The 19,150-nt window shown below is 42.0% G+C and carries 11 protein-coding genes; 5 read left to right on the forward strand and 6 right to left on the reverse strand.

Annotated features, from left to right (window positions below; genetic code table 11):
* From U735_RS0107495 to U735_RS0107515, 4 genes are all read right to left on the reverse strand, one after another.
* A complete protein-coding gene (locus U735_RS0107495) occupies nucleotides 1-2,682 on the reverse strand; it encodes a c-type cytochrome (protein WP_031443230.1) in 2,682 nt (893 codons plus the stop codon).
* Between the two features lie 33 nt (nucleotides 2,683-2,715).
* Complete coding sequence (locus U735_RS0107500) at nucleotides 2,716-4,209, reverse strand: RagB/SusD family nutrient uptake outer membrane protein (protein WP_031443231.1); 1,494 nt, start codon at nucleotides 4,207-4,209, stop codon at nucleotides 2,716-2,718.
* Between the two features lie 58 nt (nucleotides 4,210-4,267).
* Complete coding sequence (locus tag U735_RS0107505) at nucleotides 4,268-7,363, reverse strand: SusC/RagA family TonB-linked outer membrane protein (RefSeq protein ID WP_031443232.1); 3,096 nt, start codon at nucleotides 7,361-7,363, stop codon at nucleotides 4,268-4,270.
* 960 nt (nucleotides 7,364-8,323) lie between these two features.
* A complete protein-coding gene (locus U735_RS0107515) occupies nucleotides 8,324-9,364 on the reverse strand; it encodes a GntR family transcriptional regulator (RefSeq protein WP_031443234.1) in 1,041 nt (346 codons plus the stop codon).
* 216 nt (nucleotides 9,365-9,580) lie between these two features.
* On the opposite strand from U735_RS0107515, the gene U735_RS0107520 reads away from it, so the two are divergent.
* From U735_RS0107520 to U735_RS0107535, 4 genes are all read left to right on the forward strand, one after another.
* Nucleotides 9,581-11,686, forward strand: a complete 2,106-nt coding sequence (locus tag U735_RS0107520) for a bifunctional rhamnulose-1-phosphate aldolase/short-chain dehydrogenase (RefSeq protein ID WP_031443235.1) — start codon at nucleotides 9,581-9,583, stop codon at nucleotides 11,684-11,686.
* Nucleotides 11,687-11,771: 85 nt separating this feature from the next.
* The gene (locus tag U735_RS0107525) at nucleotides 11,772-13,052 is read left to right on the forward strand and encodes a TIM barrel protein (RefSeq protein ID WP_031443236.1); all 1,281 of its coding nucleotides are present in this window, start codon (nucleotides 11,772-11,774) and stop codon (nucleotides 13,050-13,052) included.
* Nucleotides 13,053-13,061: 9 nt separating this feature from the next.
* Complete coding sequence (locus U735_RS0107530; protein ID WP_034248089.1) at nucleotides 13,062-14,477, forward strand: FGGY-family carbohydrate kinase; 1,416 nt, start codon at nucleotides 13,062-13,064, stop codon at nucleotides 14,475-14,477.
* Nucleotides 14,478-14,544: 67 nt separating this feature from the next.
* Nucleotides 14,545-15,951 (forward strand): purine-cytosine permease family protein, encoded by a 1,407-nt coding sequence (locus U735_RS0107535; RefSeq protein WP_031443238.1) that lies wholly within the window; start codon nucleotides 14,545-14,547, stop codon nucleotides 15,949-15,951.
* A gap of 51 nt (nucleotides 15,952-16,002) precedes the next feature.
* Here U735_RS0107535 and U735_RS0107540 read toward each other — a convergent pair whose 3' ends face one another.
* Entirely contained in the window at nucleotides 16,003-16,725 is a 723-nt protein-coding gene (locus tag U735_RS0107540; RefSeq protein WP_031443239.1) for a head GIN domain-containing protein, read from the reverse strand.
* Nucleotides 16,726-16,950: 225 nt separating this feature from the next.
* On the opposite strand from U735_RS0107540, the gene U735_RS0107550 reads away from it, so the two are divergent.
* On the forward strand, nucleotides 16,951-17,442 hold the full coding sequence (locus U735_RS0107550) for a Cif family virulence factor (RefSeq protein ID WP_031443240.1): 492 nt from the start codon (nucleotides 16,951-16,953) through the stop codon (nucleotides 17,440-17,442).
* Nucleotides 17,443-17,687: 245 nt separating this feature from the next.
* Here the strand turns inward: U735_RS0107550 and U735_RS0107555 are convergent, their stop codons facing one another.
* Nucleotides 17,688-19,139 carry a sulfatase gene (locus U735_RS0107555; RefSeq protein ID WP_034248091.1) on the reverse strand — a complete coding sequence of 484 codons (1,452 nt, stop codon included), beginning with the start codon at nucleotides 19,137-19,139 and terminating at the stop codon, nucleotides 17,688-17,690.
* Between the last annotated feature and the right edge of the window lie 11 nt (nucleotides 19,140-19,150).

A 19,150-nucleotide genomic window follows, 5' to 3' on the forward strand; every position in this document is an offset into this window, starting at 1 on the left:
CTACTGGTTGGCCCCTGTTTCGGTATAAATTGGATTATCAGGATTTCCCCCGGCAACCAAATAGGCCAAAAGGTCTTTAACTTCTTCGGCATTTAGTCTATTGATGGTTCCTGGTGGCATCCAGGATACTGTGGAAAGTTTGGTGTCCACAACTTGATCCTTGGGTATTTCACGGGTTTGATCGGGAGCATATGGGTTTTGCGAGACAATATAATTTTGTTCCGTCTCGTTCATCAATCTTCCTACGATCGATTTTCCATCCTTCAGGGTGTACACCGTGGTATTATATTGATCCGAAATTACATCGTTGGGTTCAATAATCGCCTTAAGTATATCCTGGGGTGAAAAACGGGTCCCCAATTGTGTTAGGTCCGGGCCAATATTCTCTCCTTCTCCTAGCATGGAATGACAAGTGATACAGGTGGTAGCCGCGAACATACTTTTGCCGTATTCAAAATCCCTCCCATTGAGGCCTTCTGCTACCAAGGGTTCAATATCTTCCACTTTCCAATTGTGGCGTGGGCCCTTGGGCTGAACTGTAGACACCGCTAAATCATTACCGGAACTGGACAACAGATCCGCGCCCGACATCTTATCGTAAAAATCGAACTGATCCTTAGGTACATGTGTCAATGCCTTTTGTCTGGCCTTGTCTATGAAACCGATATAGCTTCTTCCCGCCTTAAATGAAAAGGCCTTGTTGAACCACTTAAAATACTTTTCACGAAGTTCTGGGGTCCATCCCTTGTCGACATCCTCCAACACCATTCCATAATAAGTGTGCTGGGCAGGAGGCATGTTTTTCAGGGTCAGGGCTATATCCATTCCATATTGAGGATTTCTCAAAATAAGGTCCGAAGCCTCCGTAGCCGTATTGGCCATTACATCTACATTCTCCCCTGTATTCGATTCCAACAGTGCCAATGTTTTGGTGGCTACTGTGGGGTCGTCCAAATAGGCGAGCGTTTTGCTAAGCATTTGGTTCAAGACATCTGTAGTCGCCGGATATTGCGGCGAAAGATAATCAATGACCTTGTTCTTAACGGATGCACCTGGAAGACCAAAGCGGGACAAAGTAAGCTCGAAAGCCCGTAAATGGGCCACTTGCTGTTGGGATGTAAGCGTGGAGTAATCTACCCCCAAAAGGGCATTCAGCATCTGGTCTTGCTGGGATTTGCTGCCATGTCTGGCCAAGGCTATAATTCCCTGAGCCAAGGTAGCCGGGTCCTTTTCGGAAAGCACCTTGCCCTGCCATTCCTTAACTGGTTGGTGCTCCACAGCAATACGTGCCGCATATTGGATAAATCTGTCCGCATTGTTTAGATACGGCCATGCAAATTCTACCGCACCACTCTTTGGACCTGTATGATATTCTTCCAACTGTCTTCTTATTTTATTCCCCTCGGTAAGTTCGGATGCCTTGTTTGCAGCCGCTACGTCCTCGGTTCCTGTATAGTGTACCCTGTAAAGATCGGAATCCAATCTACGCCCTCCGGTCATGAAATACATGGCACCATCAGGTCCTATCACGCCATCCGTTAAAGGAAGCGGTATCCCTGATAAAAATTCCTCCCTCTCTCCGTCATAGGAGGATCCATTGGCCTTAAGGTGAATGGCGTAAATGATACCAAAACTCCAGTCGAAGGCATAAATGCTCTTTTGATATTTTTCAGGAAATTTCGCCCCTCTTCCGTAAACCACATTGGTGGGAGATCCCTGTCCAATATTTACAATAGCAGGAAGGTTGTCCGGATACGCCGGGGACCATTTTCCATTCCCCGTTCTCCAACCAAATTCGCTACCACTGGTAACATGGCAGATACGGGTAGGACGGTACCATGGCATGCCAAGATCCCATTCCATGTCCGAATCGTATACGAACATGTCCCCTTCATCGTTAAAGTCAAGGTCAAAAGGATTCCTGAAACCGGCACTGATCAACTCCCAGTGTTTCCCTTCCGGGTCTATTTTAGCTATCCATCCCCCTGGGGCACCGCGGTCATTGGCATGGCCGCGGGGATCCTTAACTTGGGGGAAGAGGTTGTCATCCTGCCAAACATTGGGCAGTCGATAGTCATCCATTTCCGGAAGATCGGTATGGTTTCCGGCAATAACGTACAGGGATTTTCCGTCCGGACTAGGGACAATACTGTGCGGACCGTGCTCGCCTGCTCCGTTCAATGCCTTTAACTGGGTGATCTTGTCATATTGGTCATCGTTGTCCGTATCCTGCAAACGATATAGTCCACTGCCTTTCTCGAATTCATCATCACCACGATGATTTACCATAACATACAGGCTGTTAAAAGCGTAGAGCAGTCCTTGGGCATAGCCCATTTGGATTATCGAATCGGCCACGGCCTCCCCGGTTTGTATCCTAAGTTTTTCAATCTTGGGAGTTAGCACATCAGATCCGATGGCAGGGAGCTCCAGGCGATATAACGCACCGTATTGATCGGCAGTGATGAGTCGATCCTTGTTGTCGAAGGCCATGGCTACCCATGAGCCCTGATCATTATCAGCGGGACTATAAAGGTGTTCCGCTTCAAAGCCGGGCTGTAATTTTAGCTTCGCCAATTTTGGAGGAAGCTCCTGGCCACTTGCAGTTTCCATTTTCTTGGAATCCTCGCAAGAAACGGACAAAAGCATTGAAAAAATAAGTACGGCAATTATTCTGGTCATTATCTTTGGTTTTTAATTATCTGCCTAATATAATTAGAAATTAGGATTTAGCGACGATTCTGAGGCCGGAAGTGCATATCGTTCTGAAATATTTGAAAAAGCATTACCTCTTGGTTCAGCACCCACTGGGTAGTAATAGTCAATTGGATTGGCCTTTATTTTATTCCCAAGAGCGGTTATTACGTTTATAGCGCGACCGGTTCTTACCAAATCGAACCATCTTTTGTTCTCAAATGCAAGTTCTACCCGTCTTTCATTAAAGATAGCTTCTCCCAAATCCCCGGAATAATCCCCCAACCCGGCGCGGTCACGCACCTCTTTTAGGTAGTCTTCGGCACCTGCCTTATTTTGCTCCTCAAGAGATTCGGCCAATAATAATAATACTTCCGAATAACGATAGACTGGCCAGTTCATACCATGGTTACCATTCAAGGCGTGTGGCTCCACATATTTCTTAATGATAGGGTAAATACCATCTTCCCAGAAACTTTCACTGGCAGTGATGTACATTATTGAAGCATCTTTTCTTAGATCCCCATCTTCATAGGCTTCTATAATATCTGGTGTGGGTATATTGTTTCCTTCACCGTTAAGTGGCTGGGGATTGGACGTGCCCGTTACTAAACCAACTTCTTCGGCAGTAAGTGGCCTTGGAAGAAAGTTGTATAAGAAATTACCATTTAGTCCGTCTGCGCCTTCCCGATATTGGATTTCAAAGACCGACTCCATGTTGTTCTTGTTGTCGCTGTTCCCAGAAAAGGCATCTTCATAATTGGGCATCAACATATATTCCTCACTATCCACAACTTGCTGTAACACGGTTTCAGCCTCGCCCCATTGCTTACGTACTACATAAACATTGCCCAAAAGGGTTTGAGCGGCACCGGAGGTTGCCCTACCAGCCTGTTGTTGCGATTTAAGGGGCAATAATGTAATGGCCGCTTTGGCGTCTTCTATAATCTGCCCATAAAGCTCATCTTCAGAAGCAAGTGGTAAAGCTGCTCCCTCGCGGTCCACTACAGGCTCAAGGTGCAAAGGTACACTGCCAAAGAATTGGGCCAAGTCAAAATAGGAATAGGCCCTTAAAAAAAGTGCTTGTCCTTTTACATTTGCTTTCACAGCTGCATCGATGTCAGCCTCATCAATGGTTGCCAAAATCTGATTGGCCCTGGCAATAACTTGGTAGTAACTAACATAAACATTCAAGACATGGGTATTTGCGGTAATACCTCCATCACTTGGAATGGAGTGGTCGGCAATATCCTCCTGATTGTCCGTAGCCCCGAAAGCGGTGTTACGTGCATAATAGGTATTGTCCGAGGCCATCTCGGCCAAATAGGGCTTGGATGCATTGTTGATGCCGCGCAGGGGTACATAGGTCCCATTGATGGCTTGAGTAAAATCCTCCTCCGTTTTAAAGAAAGTGGGTACACTTAAAGAGTCTTCTGGGAAAATCGTTAATTCCTTGTCACAACTACTTGCCAGAAAACCTAACATTGCTGCGATTAAATAGAATATTTTTTTCATTTTTTCAGTTTTAAAATTTGTCGAAAGTGAAATAATTTTTGACATAATAGTTTGCGATTTAGAAGTTTAAATTTAAACCTAAACTAAATATACGTGGAACCGGATATCCTGAAATATCTACCCCGGAGGCAAGGTTTCCACCATCTCCTTCTCCATTGTTCTGTACACTAATTTCAGGGTTTGGTCCACCCCAATACTTAGTGAATATATGTACGTTCTGGATTGAGCCATATACTCTTGCCGACTTGAAATACTTGTCCACTTTCGGGATAGTAAATCCTAAAGTTATATTTCGAATGTTGAAGTAGGAGGCATCTGCCACGAAACGGTCATTGATCCAGTCCCTTTCTATACCGGTAACATTACCGCCACCTACAGTAGTTCCGTAAAAGCCTCTACCTGGATTTTCAACAGATCGGAACCTGTATTTTACATCTTTTAAAAGATTGAATACCCCATCCAAGTTGGTGGTACTGTACAAGTGCCTAACAAGTAATTCATTGCCGTAAGACCCGGTGCCCACTACGGAAAAATCAAAATTATTGTAGTTGATGGTGTTGGTAATACCATAGGTGAAATCAGGGAAAGGACTGCCCATAATGGCACGGTCGTCAAAATCCCCACCATTGGTGATGATCCCATCACCGTTCACATCGAGTAATTTAATACTACCCACAGTAGAACGTCCTGGAACTTGGGGCGAGCTGTCCAAGTCTTGCTGATTTAGATAGACCCCGTCGGACAGATGCCCGTAAAATTGGCCAAAGGGTTCTCCTACCTTGGTAATATGCCATCCACCTGGTCCATAGACCCTATCAATACCATCGGCTAGGGCAACTACCTCATTTCTGTTGAAGGATATATTGGCGTTGGTGGTCCATTTCAATTTACCTGTAGTATTAACGGTGTTTATACCAAATTCATGGCCCCAGAACTTTATTTCACCAATGTTATCGCTAAAGTTGGTAAAGCCTGATTCCCTTGGAACTTGTACATTGTAAAGTAGATTGGTAGTGTTCTTGGTGTAATAGTCGTACACTAAAGATACCCTGTCATTAAAGAGACTTAAATCCAATCCTATATCGAACTGTTTTGTGGTTTCCCATCCCAAATTGGAATTTGAAAGTGAATTTACCGCTGAACCTGGAGCAAAATCGTTGCCAAATACGGCATTCACGGTATTGTCGATCAAAGCGTATTGGGTGTAGTTACCAATATTGTTGTTCCCGGTAACACCATAGCTTGCGCGAAGTTTAAGAAGTGAAATGGATTCCACATTTTCTAGAAAAGCTTCGTCCGAGGCAATCCAACCGGCAGATACCGATGGAAAGGTACCCCATCTATTATCGGAACCGAATCTTGAAGACCCATCACTACGAATGGAGCCTGTCAATAGATATTTTCCTTTATAATTATAGGTAAGCCTGGAAAGAAAGGATACTAAACTCCATTCCTGTACCTGGTCAAAAGTTCCTCCTCTATTAATGTTGGCAGCTCCCTGAATATTGGGTAATCTATCATCTGCGAAATCACTGGCCGCAACCCTACTGCGGTCCATTCGATATTTTTGATAAGTAAAACCTCCCAAGAGAGAGAAATTATGTTCACCTATACTTTTGTTGTAATTAACCGTGTTTTCGTTCAACCAAGAAAAAGTGGTCCTGTCATCCCAAACTGCCTCATTGTTGGTCGGTATAGGACGGTTGATGGCATAGGTGGCATTGGTTGGACTGAAGTATTCATATTGGTCATTGTACAATTCTGCATTAAGACTGGATTTAATGCTAAGTCCCTCAATTGGTTCATATTCAATATAGGCATTGGACAAAAGATTGACCTCCTTGGATCCATCTTGAATCCTTTCTGCGGAATTAAGCCAGTTGGCATAAGAGAAAATGTTACCTGTATTTGCCGGAAAACGATTGAATTCCGTTCTGGTGCCGTCCTCATTGTAGATTGGCATGATGGGCCAAGTGTGCAATGCGTTAAACAATAGACCCGTACCCCTACTACCATCTGTTCTTGGTATGTTGTCCAAGATGTAATTTGGAGCTATATTCACGCCAATCCGGACCTTGTCCGATAAGCTATAATCCAAATTTGCCCTTAAAGAATATCGCTTATAATCTGAACTTAAGACCACACCTTCCTGATCAAAGAAGCCTAGAATCACTGAAGTTCGCAGTTTTTCCTTGTTGGAGGTAATGGTAAGATTGTAATTGGTCATTGGGGCTGTCCTTAGCATCGCATCATACCAATCATTGGTCTGACCCTCATATTGGGAAGGATTCTGGAATATATCGGGCACTGGATCGCCTTGATCCTCATAGTACTCCTTTTTAAATTGGGCGAATTCAACTGCATTCATCATTTCTATCCTTCCCCTATCAGGCACGCTCTGCATTCCGGTGGAAACATTTAAACTTACACTGGTTTCACCGGCTTTTCCACTTTTGGTGGTAATCAAGACAACACCGTTGGCTGCCCTTGACCCATAAAGTGAGGTGGAAGCGGCATCCTTCAGAATAGAAATATCCTGGATTTCATCCGGATTTATATTGTTGATTCCACCAGAAATGGGGAAGCCATCAACCACATACAATGGGTCACTTCCTCCGGAAACCGATAGTTGCCCACGAATACGTACCGACATACCCTGGCCAGGTTTACCTGTGCTCTGATTAATCTGAACCCCTGGAATCCTACCCTGTATTTTTTGGGTAATCTGGGAGACCGGAATATCGGCGAGTTCTTCTGCCTGTATGGTAGACACTGACCCGGTTACCTGTCTTTTAATTTGTGTACCATAACCAACAACAACTACTTCATCAAGAGCAGCCGCATCTTCGGACATGGTTACGTCTAATTGGGTTTTTCCGTTGATTGGAATTTCTTGGGCGGTAAAACCAATGTAGGTGAAAACCAAGGTGCTGTTTGCACTGGGGGCAACAATACTGTAGTTGCCATCAAAATCTGTAACTGTTCCCGTAGTTGTTCCCTTAACAACAACATTTACTCCCGGCAAGCCCATTGAATCGTCTGCCGATACCACAGTACCGCTTACAGTTACATCTTGTGCCTGCATAGCAATGCCATAAAGCATAGTTAAAAGGAATAGGAAATTCCGGGAAATCCTGTAATTTCTTCTTTTCATAATCTTGTATTATTTAGTTTAGTTTAATTAGTAATCCTTAAAAAATCAACAATTAATTAAGAATTATATAAATTTATGGATGTGAATAGCCTTAACTATCCTGTACTATGCTGGTCTAGTATGTTAAATTTTTAACACGGCACATATTATATATAAGCAGGTATATTTTATATATAACACAGGGTATATTAGCTAATTATGGTTTCACTTGAGGTATATAGTTTTTATAAACTTTTGTTCAGTAAGGGGTCTACAGTTCAAAATCCGTGCTTTTAGAATGTGTACTATAATTTGAATTTTAAAAGAAGAATATTTTCAATTTTATACGATAACCATATAGCTTTATAAAACGGTTCGTTGTTGGCAATTGTCTTTTCTGTTTTCAAAAACGCCGTAGCACCAAAATCCCTCTAACCCGTATAATTTTTGATTGTAAGAAGAATGGAGTTTAATTTTAAAATGGGGTAGGATATTTATTGTTGCCCTTGTTTTGTATTCCTTATCAAGAACTTCAAAAAAACTCATCATTATTCCGACCATAATTCAATAATTACCGTGAGTTCGATATGTATTTTATTTAAAATCAGTTGTTTATATGACATCTGTCTGGTCGAGCGGAGTCGAGACCTCATTGTAAATACATTACAGTAAAATAACCTCTCGACTCCGCTCGAGGGGACCGTAGCATTTATTATAACTTACATTAAATCAATGTATTGATAATATTTTTATGTCGAACTCACGTTAATTAAAAGGGGCCGGTACTTGCCTAGGAGTTTTAACTTGTGACTAAACCTATATAAGTTATTCTATTGAACTATTCTGTTGGATGCTGTTAATAGAATTTGGAGGTGCTCATGTAGTATTAATGGACTAAAATGCTGTTCTAAAGTGTTGACAACAATTAGTAATTTTAATTTTTGATATACTATATGGATATGAGAGAGGTACTTGAAGGCCTTAAATAGAATTCCTGTCTATAAAATTAAAAGGGTTTTTAATTTTTCCTTTTTCCTTGTTCAAAATCATTCTGGAGGCAGTTTCCCCCATCGCCTTAAAATCTGTAGAAATAACGGTAATGCCCAACAACTCCTTGAGCGGGGTATCGTTGTAGGAGATTACCCCGATCTCTACACCTAATATAAATTCCTTGTCACGGATCTGGTTTACCAAACTTACAAGGTCCGTTTCTTCAATGGTAATAAAGAGATCTCCTTTTTTTAGGATTATATCGTCATAAATCTCATCAATAATCTCAAAGTCTAATTTGTGTTCTACACAAAACTTGCGAAAGCCGTGTAAAATTCTTCTGGGATATGGGTATACGGCATTTTCAGGATAGACCAGAATCATTTTTCCATATCGCGATATCTTTGCCAATCCTTCCTTCAGGGCATTATAGATATCATTCTCGAAATCCTGGTAGATTTCAATGAAATCCCCTTCAATATCAAGTTTATTATTGTCCATCAAAACAAGTTTGTTCTTAGGAATCATATTGATGGCCTTAACGGCTTCATCTGTATAGCTTATGTGTTTAAGATCGTCTGTCTTAAAATGCGGCATGATGACGTAATAATCATATGCGTTGATATTCTTCTCTATTAAATTTACAAAAAGTGTATTGTCGCAATGGTATATATGTAGGTCCGTATGGGAGTTGCCCCCAATGGTGTTTATAAACGAATTGTAAATACGCATTTTATAGGCGCTCAACTTGTTGATGAGGAATAGGATATTGACCTTGGCAATTAGTTTTGTTCTGGTTATGTAATAACCTTTTCCCCTAATAGAGGTAATAATCTTGCGTTCCTTTAATATTTGGTAGGCTTTTTCAACAGTATCGCGAGAAAGCAGAAACTCTTCACTAAAACTATTGATAGAAGGAATTTTTTCATCGATCTTAAGGTTTCCATTGGAAATATTATTGATAACGGAATCCACTATCTGCCTATACTTAGGGATCCTGGAATTTTCATCAATTTTAAGGTATTTGAACATATCTATAATAATGGAAATTTAATATAATAGGTTTGACACTTTTGTTTATATTCCGATAATAAGCTATTTATATAGAATTTTATTGATAAACTTAAGCTCCTTTGGATCTCGCCTGGTCAAAACATAAAAAAATCATTGGTTGCAGTACAGTACAGGATGCATACAGGAGAACTGTGTAATACTTTAGCGAATATAAAAATTATCAAGCTATTAAATATGAATCATTCCGTAAAGAATTTTAAATACGTTAATTATCTCTGGGAGGAGAGCAAGGCGGAAGCGCTGGGTGACGATCAGGTAGAGCTGTTTCTTTATAGGTCCAATATTTTGGGGGCCGATCTACGAATCACCAATTATGGTGGAGGGAATACCAGTTGTAAGACCGTTGAAAAGGATCCTCTGACCAATGAAGAGGTAGAGGTCATGTGGATCAAAGGTTCGGGAGGCGATATAGGTACTTTGAACAAGGCAGGTATTGCTGGACTGTATACAGAGAGATTGAGAAACTTGAAAAACGTATATGGAGGTCTTGCGGATGAGGATCGAATGGTTGGCCTTTTTGACCATTGTATATACGACCTGGACAGCAAGGCTCCGTCCATAGATACGCCTTTGCACGGTTTGCTCCCCTTTAAACATATAGACCATTTACATCCAGATGCCTTGATAGCGGTAGCTGCGGCCAAGGACAGTGAAAAGGTGACCAAGGAAATTTGGGGAGATACCATGGGCTGGGTGCCATGGCAAAGGCCAGGATTTGATCTAGGCCTGCAATTGGAAAAATGTTTGAACGACAATCCGGGCATAAGGGGAATCGTTTTGGGAAGCCACGGACTTTTTACCTGGGGCGATACCTCTTATGAATGTTATATCAATAGCTTGGAGGTTATAGAAAAGGCTTCAGAGTACATTGCTAAAAAGATTGCGGAAAAAGGCAGCGTTTTTGGTGGACAAAAAGTTAAAAGCTTGCCCCAAGAGGAACGCGCCGAAAAAGCTGCTCAATTAATGCCATTGCTCAGAGGGCTTTGTTCTTCAGAGAATAGGATGATAGGACATTTTTCCGATAGTGATGTGGTCATGGAGTATATCAACAGCAATGACTTGGCACGCTTGGCACCAATGGGTACTTCCTGTCCCGATCACTTTTTAAGAACAAAAATACAGCCATTGGTTTTGGATCTGGACCCTAAAGAGGATCTGGGTGATGCCAAAGCTGTTCTAAAAAAACTTGAACCTGCCTTTGAAGCCTACAGACAGGGGTACAAGGACTACTATGAGGCCTGTAAAAGGGACAATAGCCCGGCTATGCGAGACCCCAACCCCGTAATTATAATATTTCCTGGTATAGGGATGTTCAGTTTTGCAAAGAACAAGCAGACCACCAGGGTGGCCAGCGAGTTTTACATCAATGCCATCAACGTAATGAGGGGCGCGGAGGCCATTACGGAATACACCTCCTTGCCAAGACAGGAAGCCTTTGATATTGAATATTGGTTGCTGGAAGAAGCCAAATTGCAACGTATGCCGAAAGAACAACCCTTATCCCGAAAAGTAGCTTTGGTTACCGGAGCTGGTGGAGGTATTGGTAAGGCAATTGCCGATAAATTGGCAAAGGAAGGTGCCAATGTGGTATTGACCGATATAGCGGAAGACCGACTGCAGGAGGCCGTGGGCACCTTTAAGCCCGATACGGCCAGTTATGCCGTTTGCGACGTCACCATAAGCGAGTCTATCCAGGAAGCATATAATAAAGCCTGTTTGGAGTTTGGCGGTGTGGATATTGTGGTACATAGTGCCGGACTAGCCATTTCCAAGCCCTTGGACGAGACCACGGAAAAGGATTGGGATATATTACAGAATGTTTTGGTGAAAGGGCAGTTTGAACTTGCCAAACAGGCGGTTGCCATAATGCGCAAGCAAGGTTTGGGAGGAGATTTTATCAGTATAGCCAGTAAGAACGGCCTTGTTTCCGGTCCAAACAATGTGGGCTACGGAACGGCCAAGGCAGCACAACAACATATGGCCCGCTTGTTGGCCGCCGAATTGGGCGGGGACAAGATCCGTGTCAACACAGTGAACCCTGATGGGGTAATCGTAGGCAGTAAGATTTGGGAAGGCGATTGGGCCGAAGGCAGGGCCAAAGCCTACGGAATTACCGTAGACGAACTGCCTGCACACTACGCCAAAAGAAATTTATTGAACGAGATTATTTACCCAGAGGATATTGCCAACGGTGTTTTTGCCTATGTTGCCATACTGGATAAGACTACGGGCAATATAATAAATGTGGACGGTGGTATGGCCAATGCATTTGTAAGATAATTGGTAAGTTAGTTTGAGTTATTTTTTAAGACCTGTCAGGGGAGAGTACCAATTTCTGACAGGTCTAATTCTAAACGGGAATATAATGAGAATAGATAAAGAAAGAATACAGGAAAAGAACCAAAAGGATTTAAAACCGCACCAGGAAAAATTCGATTTTTTGTCGAATTACTTGTTAAAGGATGGGCATGATGTAGTAGAAATCATTAATAAGTTGTCCAAGTTTCAAGTAGCCATTCCAAGTTGGGCTTTGGGCGCGGGGGGAACAAGATTTGGGAGATTTTCTTTTCATGGGGAACCGTCCACTTTGGAACAAAAAATAGATGATGTAGGTATTTTGCATGCCCTTACCCAGACGGCCGGAGCCATTTCGTTACATATTCCTTGGGATGTACCCAAAGATTATGAAGCCATAAAGCAATTAGCCACTTCGCACAACATTGTTTTTGATGCAGTAAATTCCAACACCTTTCAGGATCAAAAAAATGCCAAGGCAAGCTATAGGTTCGGTTCGTTGAGCAATAGGGAAAAGGCTATCAGGGAACAGGCAGTGCAGCACAATATTGATGTTATTGATATCGGCAACAAATTGGGTTCTAAAAGCCTTACCGTCTGGTTGGCCGATGGTTCCAATTTTCCGGGACAGAACAATTTCCAAAACGCCTTGCAAAACACCCAGGACAGTCTAAAGGATATCTATAGGGCCTTGCCGGAAGATTGGAAGTTGTTCATTGAATACAAACCCTATGAACCAAATTTTTACAGTACCGTTATCCAGGATTGGGGCACCTCCTTTATGTTGGCCAAGGAATGTGGCGATAGGGCGTATACCTTGGTCGATTTGGGCCATCATCTGCCCAATACCAATATAGAACAGATCGTTGCCACCTTGATGATGAAGGGCAAATTGGGCGGATTCCACTTTAATGATAGTAAATACGGGGACGATGATATTACCGTAGGCAGCATTAAACCTTATGCCCTCTTTTTAATTTTTAATGAATTGGTCTATGGGATGAACAATAATCCCCAAAATCCATATCCCGCTTGGATGATCGATGCCAGTCATAATATTAAAGACCCTTTGGAGGATTTGATCCAATCTTTGGAAGCCATCCAAGAATCATATGCCAAGGCACTTTTGATAGATCAGGACCAATTAAGGTTGGCACAAATGGAAAACGATGTAGTTCGTTGTCAAGAGATACTTCAGAATGCCTATCGTACAGATGTAAGGCCTCTATTGCAGGAGGCAAGGCGTAAGAGTGGAGGCGCACTTTCTCCCTTAAATACCTATAGGTCGCTTAAGGTGAGGGAAAATTTGATCCAGGCAAGAGGCAAAAATTCCGTAGCTTCAGGATTATAATACAACCGCATGAAAAAGAAGGTAACAGCTGTATTTGATATTGGTAGAACCAACAAGAAATTCTTTCTATTCGATTCGGATTTTCAAGAGGTATATCGGGAGTATAGTCGTTTCGATGAAATTACGGACGAGGACGGATATCCTACCGAAAACCTGGAAGCCTTGGAGAAATGGGCCAAAGAAGTATTTGATAGGATGATGGAGTCGCCCGAATTTGAGATACGGGCCTTAAATTTTTCATGTTACGGGGCAAGTTTGGTGCACATAGACAAAAACGGGAAAGTTCTCACGCCACTCTACAACTATATGAAGCCGTTAAAATCCGAAGTATTTGATGCCTTCTATGACAAATATGGTCCCGAAAATGAGCTTTCCAGGTCAACGGGATCGCAGAAATTGGGCATGCTAAATACCGGGATGCATTTATTCTGGCTAAAATATACAAGACCGGAGGTATACAAAAAGATAAAATATTCGCTGCACCTGCCCCAATACCTTAGTTATTTGTTTACTGGAATAGCTGTAAGTGAATTTACCAGTATTGGATGCCACACCATGCTGTGGGATTATGAAAAGAAGGATTATCATGACTGGGTGTTTAAGGAGGGAATAAATGAAAAATTGCCTCCTATTGCTTCCTCTAGGGAAACAACCCCCGTAAATTATAAGGGCAAGAATATTCAAATGGGAGTTGGTGTTCATGACAGTTCCTCAGCTCTTTTGCCATATATCCGAAGTATTAAAAAGCCTTTTTTGCTAATTTCCACAGGTACTTGGAGTATTTCCATTAACCCATTCAATAAAGGAATGTTGACCATGGAAGATATTGGTAACGGTTGTCTTTTTAATATGCGTATAGATAGTAGCCCTGTAAAGGTCTCAACACTATTTTTAGGCAACGAATATAAACTTCAGATTAAGGAATTATCGGCCCATTTCAAGGTGCAGGAAGATTATCACAGAACTGTGAAATTTAATCAGGACACTTTTTTTGAAATCAATAAAGACTTTGAGCACATGTTTAAATGGGCGAGTATTGTGTCCGAAAACATGCCTGAGGAGACCAAAATTCCCTACGATAAATTTGAACGCGCCTATCATCAGCTGATGTTGGAGCTGGTTCTGTTACAAGTAAAAAGTATAAGATCTGCCATCGGAAATGAAAATATTAAAAGACTTTATATAGATGGAGGCTTTAGTGATAACGAGGTGTATATACAACTACTATCAAGATATCTAGACAACATGAAGATCAGTACTACGGACTCTTCTTTAGGTTCTGCCTTGGGAGCAGCCATAGTTATATCCGATGTGACTTTGGAACCGAAATTCCTAAAGAAAAACTATGCCTTAAAAAAGCATGTGCCGTTCATAATGCAAAAGTCAGGAACACTAAGAAATTCAGGCAATGATCAACTAACCTAACTTTAAATCTTTAGAAGATTGAATTAAATTTAATCGCACACCTAACTAAAAATAATAACCAACCAATATGAGCCAATTTAACATAGAAGAAGAAATAGAGGAAATAGCAGGGGGAGAATTTGAACGTGTACCCGTACCCACCTCCAAACTGAAAAGTTGGAAGAGTTTTCTTGGGATGTACGCCGGGGAACATGCCGCAGGAACCGAATTTGTAATAGGACCACTGTTCCTGACAACTGGGGTAAGTGCCTTCGATCTTATTATAGGACTTCTGTTGGGCAACCTTTTGGCCGTACTCAGCTGGCGATTCCTGACAGCCGAAATTGCCGTAAAATACAGATTGACCTTGTACTACCAACTGGAAAAAATCTGCGGAAAAAATCTGGTTACCGGTTATAATTTGGCCAATGGGTTACTTTTCTGTTTTCTGGCAGGTGCCATGATCACGGTTTCGGCCACAGCAGTGGGAATTCCCTTCAATATGGAAATGCCCAAGCTTACGGATACCATGCCCAATGGAATGACATGGGTTATAATTGTTATCGCCCTCGGTGCGGTGATCTCTTTGATAGCCTCTAAAGGATACGACACCGTGTCCAAAGCTGCAAATTGGATGTCTCCGGTTATAGTATTGGCATTTTTGGCATGTGGGATTGTGGCCTTAAGTCAGTTGGGGGTAGGCAGTCTATCGGAATTTTGGAATATATGGGGCGAAGGTTCAGAACCTTTTCCTGGACAGATAAAATATACCTTCTGGCATGTGGTTATTTGGTCTTGGTTCGCCAATGCGGCCATGCACGTAGGAATGTCCGATCTATCGGTATTCCGTTTTGCGAAAAAGGCAAGCAGTGGATGGACAACCGCAGCAGGTATGTACGTAGGACATTATATGGCATGGATAGCGGCAGCGCTATTATATGCTGTATATTTAAAATCGCCCGAAGCCCAAGGACTGCTTTCTAATGGGGAGGCACCTACAGTAGCCCCTGGGCCTTTGGCCTACAATGCTATAGGCGTATTGGGAATAATTGCCGTGGTCTTGGCCGGGTGGACCACAGCCAACCCTACAATATATAGAGCGGGTCTAGCCTTTCAGGCCATAGTACCCAAATTATCCACTTTTTGGGTAACAATAATTGCCGGGACATTGGCCACCGTAGCTGGTCTTTTTCCAGCCTTTGCCATGAAATTGTTGGATTTTGTAGCCCTTTACGGGTTTATCTTGGCGCCTTTCGGTGCTATTATCGTGTTCGAGCATTTTTTCCACAAACAGGCTGGCATCGTTAAGAATTTTGCCGAAGTGGCAAATCTAAAATTTAATAAGGCCGTATTTTTTGCATGGGCAATAAGCTTTGGTCTTTTTTATTTTATATCTGTCCAGTTCGATGTGTTTCTATCCTTTGTAACCTTACCGGCATGGCTACTGTGTGGTGTCCTGTTTTTGGTATTTAGCAAAAGGATACAAAAGGGTTGAAATAATGCTATAGGTTAAGTGTGTTAACCCACACCTTAACCTATAGCTGTTCTATAGTTTTTTGATGATTTCAGAAGCTCCGGATAGTTTGCTTTTGATAATGATGGGACTTCCTTTGTATCTCAATTTGCTGGCACCGGAGGCGTCGATATCTATGGTTTCGGTAACCGAAAGATAGGCATCACTTGCTCCGGACAATCGGATATCCAATGCCTTGACCGATAAATCGTAATTCTTTAGAGTACTTGCCCCTGATAGGGAAGCGTCCAATTTGTCTACTTGTCCAAAAAGATCTACATAGGCAGCCCCACTTGCTTCCAGTTCCAACTGCTGTATATCCAATTCCCCCGTAAATTCGGAAGCCCCTGATAATTCAATGAAGACGTCGGACGCCACCAGTTCAGATTCCAGACTTAGCTTGGAAGCACCTGACAAACCAAAATCGGTAATGCTTTTGGTGACAATGTACACATTCAGGGTAGGGTTTCCCCTTATGCTTGTATGGTTCTTTAACCTGATACGCAGGGTACCGTCCGTCATTTCAACAATGACCTTATCATGTAGATTCTCATTTGCCTCAATTTCTATCTTTTCTTCCGTATCCGAAAATCGGACATAAGTGCTGAAGGGATCCGAGATTTTTAAAGCAGAATACCCGGTAAAACTTACTTCCCTAGTGGTAATATCTCCCCTTGGCCTAATTATTTCATGATCACAGGATGAAATAAGAACACATAATATAATAAGACCGATGCCAATAGATTTTGTTTTCATGTACTCAAGATTTTATGATTGATGTTCTAAAGACAAACAAGAAGTTGAAAGGTTGCATTTTTTTAAGGATTATTTTTTTAGAAAGAGATATCCCCTTTTTGGTATTAATGAAATCCTCAATTTTGGCCTACTTTTATTATTTGCAAAATGTGGGTTATCTTGCAGACAGCAATTAAAAAACCATGGATTAAAATATTTTAGGACAGATTATTAAAAGATAAATAAATGGAAATCAGGGTAGTGTTAAAAGTAGCTTTCATAGGTTTATTATTCACTTGTAATTCGTTTGCACAGAATAGAATAACTGAGCTGAACGCATATTGGAATGTAGTAAAGGAAAAAGTGGAAGCCGGGGATGTTATGGGATATGGGGCAACATTCCATGAAGATGGGATTTTGGTTTCGGATAGGGGCAAGGTCTGTTATTCTTTAAAGGAGGCATTGGAAAAGTGGAAGGACGGACTGGAAAAAACAAATAAGGGAATAACTAAAGTAGAATTGGATTTTCGGTTTTCGGAGCGGACAGGGGATATTACCACTGCTTTTGAAAGGGGCATATTTAGGCATGATCTATTGGATGAAAATGGAGAACGTACGGAAAGGTTCATACATTTCGATGCCCTATTGACAAAAAAGAATGGAAAATGGCAGCTAATGCTGGAGCATCAAAAATTACCTGCAAGCAAAGAAGAATGGCTTAGCATGGCTAAAATGTGATAGTGAATTTACCTATGTATTCTTTCTTTTGTAATAGGTTGTCAATAGGTTAGGTGTCTGGGAAGGTATCTTAAGGAAAGTGTTTTAATAACTATAAATTCCACCATGAAATATCGGTCATTTTTGCCAGCTTAAAAAGTTTGGTAGGTATGGTTTGTTTGGTGTAACAAGAATAAAAGTGGCTGTCTAAAAAGGCAGTCGCTTTTTTTTGTTTTGGATTTTAATAAAGTTGAAAGGCATACTGATTACTTGTTCTCCCTTTCTGTAGCCTCATAAGATTCGTGTCCGGTGGAACCATTCCCCAGGATATGATGCCTGTTCATGGGCACTTGAATTCTGTGCTTCCCAATTACTTCCGCATATTCCGGCTTGCCTATAACGTTATACCATTCTTGGGGGTCGTTTTTATGGTCGTAAAACTCCTCGGATCCATCGTTGTACTGTATATAACGATACTGCTCCGATACGATGGAATAGTTGCCCGGTCCAAAACAGGTTCTGGCATAATGGGGCCATTCGGCGTCCATATTTTTTAAAAGGGGCACTAGGGAATTACCCTCGTGTTTTGGATCGGGTTTTAGATTGCATAATTCCAGCAGGGTAGGGTAGATGTCCAGTAATTGTACGGGCTTATGAATAACTTGTCCTTTAGGAATATCGGGACCCATAATGATCATTGGTACTCGCGCCCCATCTTCCCATAGGCTACGTTTGGCAAAGCGTTCTTTTTCGCCCAAATGAAATCCGTGGTCACTGAACAATACAACATAGGTGTTGTCTCCATAAGCTCCCTCGTCCAATGCATCCAGCACTCGCCCTACCTGATCATCCACAAAACTTACACAGGCCAAATAGGACTGTACCAAAGGTTTCCACTGCTCATTTTCCGTTACCCATTCAAAAGTTGGCGATACATGTTTCAAGCGGCTGAGATCCGTGCCGTATGGCGAAATATCATCTAGGTCTCCGGTTATTGTTTTCGGCAGTTGTAAAGATTTCAAGGGATACATATCGAACCACTTTTGGGGGGCAAATTGCGGCACATGTGGCCGGTAGAATCCTACGCCCATCCAGAAGGGCTGGTCCAGCTTTTCTGTCAATTTTTGCGCTGCCCAACTCGCAATTTGATAATCGGGCATCTGATCATCACGTTCTGGATAAACGCCCCAATCCCATAAAGGATGTCCAGGATAAGTGCTTATCTTTTGTTCTGGCATGGGACCAAAGCCTCCAAACTGCCCTGCATAATTTGGAATATGGGTTTCGTTGATTCCTTTTCCATTATGGAAGATCTTTCCAGCTGCAGAGACATTATAACCTTCTTTCTGAAACCGCTTGGGCATTACTATATTTCTGCTCGCCACAGGGGATTCTACGATATCAGGATTTAAAAAGTAAATACCAGAGGTGCTGGGATATAGGGAGGTCATGACACTTGCCCTACTGGGATTGCATACGGGAGCCTGACAGTGCGCATTGCTAAAAAGAACGCCACGTTGCGCCAGTCGGTCCATATGGGGTGTTTTGGCCTGGGGATGCCCCCCTAAAACTCCTATCCAATCGTTAAGGTCGTCTATGGCGATAAATAAAACGTTGGGTTTGTCCTTCTTTTTAGGTTCAGTTCTGGCATTTTTATATCCAAAGGAAGTGGTTAGGATAATACCAAGTATTAGAAAGATATAGTTGCTTATTTTCATAATTATGAATC

It is taken from the genome of Arenibacter algicola, assembly GCF_000733925.1.
GTDB classification, from domain to species: domain Bacteria; phylum Bacteroidota; class Bacteroidia; order Flavobacteriales; family Flavobacteriaceae; genus Arenibacter; species Arenibacter algicola.

What these genes read in the sequence shown, in the direction of transcription:
- U735_RS0107505 (WP_031443232.1), bottom strand. Translation starts at nt 7,363, where the DNA reads ATGAAAAGAAGAAATTACAGGATTTCCCGGAATTTCCTATTCCTTTTA.
- U735_RS0107520 (WP_031443235.1), top strand. Translation starts at nt 9,581, where the DNA reads ATGAATCATTCCGTAAAGAATTTTAAATACGTTAATTATCTCTGGGAG.
- U735_RS0107535 (WP_031443238.1), top strand. Translation starts at nt 14,545, where the DNA reads ATGAGCCAATTTAACATAGAAGAAGAAATAGAGGAAATAGCAGGGGGA.
- U735_RS0107495 (WP_031443230.1), bottom strand. Translation starts at nt 2,682, where the DNA reads ATGACCAGAATAATTGCCGTACTTATTTTTTCAATGCTTTTGTCCGTT.
- U735_RS0107530 (WP_034248089.1), top strand. Translation starts at nt 13,062, where the DNA reads ATGAAAAAGAAGGTAACAGCTGTATTTGATATTGGTAGAACCAACAAG.
- U735_RS0107500 (WP_031443231.1), bottom strand. Translation starts at nt 4,209, where the DNA reads ATGAAAAAAATATTCTATTTAATCGCAGCAATGTTAGGTTTTCTGGCA.
- U735_RS0107525 (WP_031443236.1), top strand. Translation starts at nt 11,772, where the DNA reads ATGAGAATAGATAAAGAAAGAATACAGGAAAAGAACCAAAAGGATTTA.
- U735_RS0107550 (WP_031443240.1), top strand. Translation starts at nt 16,951, where the DNA reads ATGGAAATCAGGGTAGTGTTAAAAGTAGCTTTCATAGGTTTATTATTC.
- U735_RS0107555 (WP_034248091.1), bottom strand. Translation starts at nt 19,139, where the DNA reads ATGAAAATAAGCAACTATATCTTTCTAATACTTGGTATTATCCTAACC.
- U735_RS0107540 (WP_031443239.1), bottom strand. Translation starts at nt 16,725, where the DNA reads ATGAAAACAAAATCTATTGGCATCGGTCTTATTATATTATGTGTTCTT.
- U735_RS0107515 (WP_031443234.1), bottom strand. Translation starts at nt 9,364, where the DNA reads ATGTTCAAATACCTTAAAATTGATGAAAATTCCAGGATCCCTAAGTAT.